The following is a 6,269-nucleotide window of genomic DNA, read 5'->3' as shown; positions in this document are numbered from 1 at the left end:
GGGAGGGTGGACAGGCCCAGCAGGAACGCGCCGATGGAGGAGATGGTGTTGAGGGTGGTGAAACCGTCGGCGGCGAGGTAGTCGGCGTAGCGGCGGGGCATGCCGGTCTCGCCGAGCCAGTGCTGGACCAGGAAGGTCATCTGGAAGCCGGTGAAGAGCGTATAGAAGTGGATCTTTCCCAGCCGTTCGTCGAGCATCCGGCCGGTCCATTTGGGCCACCAGAAGTAGAAGCCGCCGAACATGGCGAACACCACGGTGCCGAACAGCACGTAGTGCAGATGAGCCACGATGAAGTAGGTGTCGGTGACGTGGAAGTCCAGGGGCGGTGAGGCGATCAGCACCCCGCTGAGGCCGCCGAGCAGGAAGGTGACGAGGAAGCCGACCGCCCAGACCATCGGGGTCTCGAAGGAGACGCTGCCGTGCCACATGGTGCCGATCCAGTTGAAGAACTTCACGCCCGTGGGCACGGCGATGAGGAACGACAGGAGGGAGAAGAAGGGCAGCAGCACCGCGCCGGTGGCGAACATGTGGTGGGCCCACACGGTGGCCGACAGCATGGTGATGGCGATGGTGGCGCTCACCATGCCCATGTAGCCGAAGACGGGCTTGCGGCTGAAGACGGGGATGATCTCGCTGATCACCCCGAAGAACGGCAGGGCCACGATGTAGACCTCGGGGTGGCCGAAGAACCAGAAGAGGTGCTGCCAGAGCAGCGCGCCCCCGTTGGCCGCGTCGAAGACATGGGCCCCGAACTTGCGGTCCGCCTCCAGGGCCAGCAGGGCGGCGGTGAGGACGGGAAAGGCGAGCAGCGCCAGGATGGAGGTGAAGAGGATGTTCCAGGTGAAGATCGGCATCCGGAACATCGTCATTCCGGGCGCGCGCAGCGAGACGATCGTGGCGATGAAGTTCACCGAGCCCAGGGTGGTGCTCAGGCCCGCGACGACCAGCCCCATGGCCCACAGGTCACCGCCGGCGCCGGGCGAGTACACGGCGCTGTTCAGCGGGGCGTAGGCGAACCAGCCGAAGGCGGCGGCGCCCCCGGGGACGAGGAAGCCGGAGACCACCATCAGGCCGCCGAACAGGAACAGCCAGTACGTCATGGCGTTGAGGCGCGGGAAGGCCACGTCCGGGGCGCCGATCTGGAGGGGCATCACGGCGTTGGCGAAGCCGGCGAACATGGGCGTGGCGAACAGCAGCATCATGATGGTGCCGTGGATGGTGACGGCCTGGTTGTACTGGGTGGTGGAGACGATCTGCAGGCCCGGCCGCGCCAGTTCGGCCCGCATGAGCATCGCCAGGACGCCGCCGACCATGAAGAAGCCGAAGGCCGTCACCAGGTACATGCTTCCGATCACCTTGTGGTCGGTGGTGGTGACGTAGGTGAGGAGCCGGTGCCCCAGTCTCACCCTCGGGTTGGCCGTCGGGTCGGCCGTGGTCGCCGTCCCGCCGGGCGTCTCCTGCTCCACTCCTGGCATGGGCCCCTCCGTAGGCCCGGCGGGGCGGCGGTCCGGCTCGCCGTCCGCCCGCGGGCCCCTGGTCTGTAGCCGGGGCCGGGGCGCGGCAAACCACCGCGTGGGCCGTTCGGACGACGCCCGTGGACGGCGCCCCGGATTCAGTCGCCGCGCACCTCGTCGGCGACCTCCTTGTCCAGAGCCGCCCGCACGAGACCGGCCGCGAAGGCGGGTGTTTCCTCGCGTTTCACCAGCCTGGCCAGTGCCTCGGGGTCGGCCGGCAGGCCGAGGCGTTCGGCACCCTGGAGCACCTTCGCATCGAAGCGGGGGTGGAGCTCGGGCCATACGCCCTGCGCCTCGCGGAGGAAGATGTCGGCTCCGGCGGGCCCGATGCCCGGGATCTGCTGGAGCAGTTCCGCGAGGCGTCCGGGATCGCCGTCCGCCTCCTCGCGCATGCGGCGCACGTCTCCGCCGTACTTCTCGCACAGCAGCGCGGCGCCGTCGCCGAGCTGGGTGGCGGTGCGCTCGTCGTAGCGGCGGTAGCCGCCCTCGCCCAGGGCGTCGACGCGGCGCTGCCAGTCGGCCTCCGCCATGGCGCGCGGGTCGCCCATCCCCGCCTCGAAGAGGGCGCGCGCCGCGGCGACGGCGACCGACGCGCGGATGCGGGCGCTGAGCAGATGGGCCAGCACCAGGAGGCGGTACAGCGGCTGCGGGGTGTCGCGCAGCCGGATGCCGGCCTCTTCCGCGTAGGTGCGGCCGTGTTCGCGCAGCAGGTCCCGTGCCGTCCGCCGGTCGTCCGCCGTGTCGCCCTTGCCGGTCATGGCCTCGCCTTCCGCACCTCGTACCGGTTTCCGCTGTCCTCATCGCCTCCCCGCAGGCGGGCGGGGGACAACCGGGACTGCTCCACCTGGCGGAGGCGGGCGCGCGGAACGGGGGTGAGCGGGCGGTGCCCGCTCACCCCCTTCGTCCGCCGGGTTCGTCCGCCGGGCGGCCGGTCAGCCCGCCTTCCGTAAGCGGGCCTCCTCGGCGATCGCGGCGACCGTGGTCGTCGCGTCGAGCAGCAGGGGCAGGGGGACGTCGACGCCCAAGCCGTCGCGCAGGGCGCTCTTGATCTGCGAGGCCATGAGCGAGTCGAGGCCCACGGACTTCAGCGGGGCGTCCGGACGCAGCCGGTCGGCCCGGATGCCCAGGGCGCCGGCCACGGTCTCCCGGACGAACGCCGCGGCGTCGGGAGCCGGCGCGGCCTCGGGGGCCGCGGCGGGGACGGCCGCGGGGACCGGGGCGGGCGTGACCGTACGGGCCGGGGCCGGGAGCGGTGCCTGGACCGGTTCCGGGAGCGGGGCCGGGAGCGGCGTCACGGCGGCCGGGGACTGCGGGGGCAGGACGGCCGGGACATCGGCGACGAAGCGCAGCCGGAGTCCGGGGACGGAGGCGACGACGCGGTCGTCCCCGTCGATGACCCGCCCGGTGCCGGGGATGTCGAGCGGGACGACGGTCTCCGGCTGCCGCACGACGGTGGCGGGCTGACGCGGGACGCCGCGTGCCGGGTAGCGGGTCCGCACCCCGGTCATCTCGGCGACCGTCCGGCCCTCGTCGTCGAGGATCCGCAGGTCGGCGAGGACCCCGTCCGCCCCGTCGGTCTGCCGGACGCGGGCGTGGCTCCACAGCGTCTCCCGCGCGGGTCCCAGGAGCCGGACGCCCTCGGCCGACACGAAGTACGGCACCTCGCCGGGGTGCCGGCCGGCGAGCTGCTCGGGCACGGCCGCGAACAGGGGCGCGCCGGCCGCTTCCAGGAGCGCGGGGTGGAAGGCATGTGCGGCCAGCCCCGCCCGGAGGGCCTGTGGTGCCTCCAGCCGGGCGAGCGCCTCGCCCTCGCCGCGCCACAGGCCGGTGACGGCCCGCAGGGACGGCCCCCATACGAGGCCGGCCGCGGCCACCTGCCCGTAGAACGCGGCGACGTCCAGCTCGGTGGCGCACCGGGCGCGGACGGCGCCGGGTGCCTCCTGTTCGGGGGACGGCCCGCATCCGGCGACGAGGCGGACGGAGGCCCGCCGGTCCGGCGCGGGGCCGTCCGTGCCGTCCCCGGCGCGTATCTCGACCTCCCACACGCCTTCGCCCGCCGGGGTGAAGGTGAGGGCCAGCCGGCCGGTCCGCTCGTTCTCGACGAGCCACGCCTGCTCGCACACGAGGTGTTCCAGGCGCAGGTCGTCCCGGCCGAGGGACTGCCGGGCCGCGGCCGTGACCGCGTCGATGTAGAGCGGGGTCGGGGCCAGGACCGTTCCGCGCAGCCGCTGTTCGAGCAGATGGCCGTGGGCGGTGAAGTCGACCGTCAGGTCCCAGCGGAAGCCGCCCTGTCCGCTCGTGGCATGCGTGGCGCCGGCGAGCAGGGGGTGGCCGGGTGCCGGACGGGGCGCGGGTGCCGGCTCGTCGTCGAACCAGTAGCGCTCCCGCTGCCAGGGGTAGGTCGGCAGGGGGACGTACGCGCCGCCGTCGGGGTAGGCCGCGTCCCAGTCGACGGGGTGGCCCAGGGTGTGCAGCCGGCCGAGGGCCTCCAGCGGGGTGGCCGTCTCGTCCTGGCGCCGCGCGGAGGCGAGGGCCTCGCCCGGCAGGCCCAGGTCGGCGAGGGTCTCCTCGACGGAGCCGACGAGGACCGGGTGCGGGCTGATCTCCAGGAAGACGGTCTCGCGCTCGCCGGCCACGGCGCCGACGGCGGAGCTGAACCGCACCGGGGCGCGCAGGTTGTGGGCCCAGTAGGCGGCGTCGCACTCGCTGCCGTCGATGAGCCGGTCCAGCGCCGTGGAGTACAGGGGGATCTTGCCGGCGAGGGGCTGGAGTCCGTCGAGGGAGGAGCGGAGTTCGTCCAGGACGGGGTCGACCTGGGGGCTGTGGGAGGCGAAGGGCACCTCCACCTTCCGGCTGAAGACGTCCCGCCGCTGGAGCTCGTCGACGATGGCGTCGATGGTGGCCGCGTCGCCGGAGAGCACGGTGGAGCGGGGGCTGTTGCTGGCGGCGAGCGCGACGAGCTCCTCCCGGCCCGTCAGGTACTCCTCGAGTTCCGCGGCGGCCAGGCCCACGACGGCCATCGCTCCCCCGCCGCTGACGCGGCGGGCGAGGGCGCTGCGGCGGCAGATGACGGCGGCCGCCTCCTCCAGGCTCAGGGCGCCGGCGACGCAGGCCGCCGCGACCTCGCCCATGCTGTGGCCGATGAGCAGGTCAGGCTCGACGCCGAGGGAGCGCCAGTGCGCGGCGAGCGCCACCTCCACCGCCCACAGGGTGGGCTGGAGGACGTCCACCTCGGCGAATCGCTCGCCCTCGCCGAGGAGTTGACCGATGACGGACCAGCCGGTCTCGGCGCGTACCGCGGCGTCACAGGCCTCCAGTGCCTCGCGGAAGGCCGGGGAGTCGGCGAGGAGCCGCCGGCCCATGCCGACCCACTGGGAGCCCTGGCCGGGGAAGACGAAGGCGACGCGGGGCGGGGCGGTGTCCCGTGCGGTGGCCGAGGTGACGCCGCGCAGCCGCTCGCCGGCGGCGAACGCGCGCAGCTTGTCGGCGGCGTCGGCCCGCGAGTCCGCCACGACCGCGAGCCGCTGCTCGTGCGGGGTGCGGCGCGTGCGCAGGCTGAAGGCCACGTCCCGCAGGGCCTGGCCGGTGCCCGGGCCGTCCGTGAGGTGCCGGGCGAGGTCGGCGGCCGCCTGCCGCAGTGCCTCCTCGGAACGGGCGGAGACCGTCAGGACCTCGGGCACCGGCTCGTCCTGCGCGTCCCGGGCGGGCAGGGCCGGACGGGACGCGTCCGGCGTGCCGGAGTCGTGGTCCATGAGCAGGACGTGGACGTTGGTACCCGTGACGCCGAAGGAGCTGACGCCGGCGACGGCCGGGCGTCCGGGGGTACCGAGCGGTGTTCCCCGGTCGGCGACACGCACCGGCAGCTCGTCCCAGGGGATGGCCGGGGTGGGCTGCCGGAAGTGCAGGCTCGGCGGGATGTGGCGGTGCCGGAGGGCGAGGGCCGTCTTGATGAGGCCGGCGATCCCGGCCGCGGCCTCGCAGTGGCCTATGTTGGTCTTGACCGAGCCGACCAGCAGCGGGTTGTCCTGGGTGCGGGAGCCGCCCAGCGCCCGGCCGATGGCCCCGATCTCGATCGGGTCCCCGGCGCGGGTCCCCGTTCCGTGGGCCTCCACGTAGTCGATGTCCGTGGGATCGATCCCGGCGTCCAGGCAGGCGCGGGTGAGCATGAGCTCCTGGCCCTCCATGCCGGGGTGGACGAACAGGCCGCTGCTCTTGCCGTCGTTGGTGGACGCGCTGCCGAGGATCTTCGCGTAGATCCGGTCCCCGTCCGCGATCGCCGCGTCCAGCGGCTTCAGGACGACGACGCCGACGCCCTCCGAGCGGACCAGGCCGTCGGCCCGGGCGTCGCCGAACTTGGTGTCGCCGTCCTTGGCGGTCATCTTGGCGGCGACGAAGGCGGCGGTCTGCTCCTCGCCGAGGATCATGCTGATCCCGGCGGCGAGCGCGACGTCCGATTCCCCGCTGCGGATGCTCTGGCAGGCGAGGTGCAGCGCGGTGAGCGACGAGGCGCAGGCCGTGTCGACGGTCACGCTCGGGCCGCGCAGATCGAGGGCGTACGAGATCCGGCCCGGGAGGGAGGAGCGCACGTCCGTGCCGACGACGGCGTAGAGGTTGCCGCGCTGCGCCGGATCCATACGGCTCCAGTAGTTGGTGCCGGTCTGCCCGACGAAGACGCCGGTGAGCGAGCCGGCCAGGCTCCGGGCGTCGATCCCGGCGTCCTCCACGGCCTCCCACGAGGTCTCCAGCAGCAGCCGG

At 73.8% G+C, this 6,269-nt stretch carries 3 protein-coding genes; all 3 read right to left on the bottom strand.

Features of this window, described 5'->3' with window-relative positions:
* On the bottom strand, positions 1–1,475 hold a 1,475-nt coding region (locus AB0K09_RS28300), incomplete at its 3' end, for a cbb3-type cytochrome c oxidase subunit I (protein WP_366068254.1).
* Between the two features lie 137 nt (positions 1,476–1,612).
* Positions 1,613–2,272 carry an endonuclease gene (locus AB0K09_RS28295; RefSeq protein WP_366068253.1) on the bottom strand — a complete coding sequence of 220 codons (660 nt, stop codon included), beginning with the start codon at positions 2,270–2,272 and terminating at the stop codon, positions 1,613–1,615.
* A 174-nt stretch (positions 2,273–2,446) separates the two neighbouring features.
* The coding region (locus AB0K09_RS28290) for an acyltransferase domain-containing protein (RefSeq protein ID WP_366068252.1) at positions 2,447–6,269 on the bottom strand (3,823 nt) is incomplete at its 5' end.

It is taken from the genome of Streptomyces sp. NPDC049577 (assembly GCF_040675635.1).
GTDB lineage: Bacteria > Actinomycetota > Actinomycetes > Streptomycetales > Streptomycetaceae > Streptomyces.
Note: the sequence above shows the minus strand (reverse complement) of the source record. Positions and strands in the feature narration are given on the sequence as shown.

Coding starts and splice junctions, on each gene's coding strand:
- AB0K09_RS28295 (WP_366068253.1), bottom strand. CDS start 2,272: ATGACCGGCAAGGGCGACACGGCGGACGACCGGCGGACGGCACGGGAC.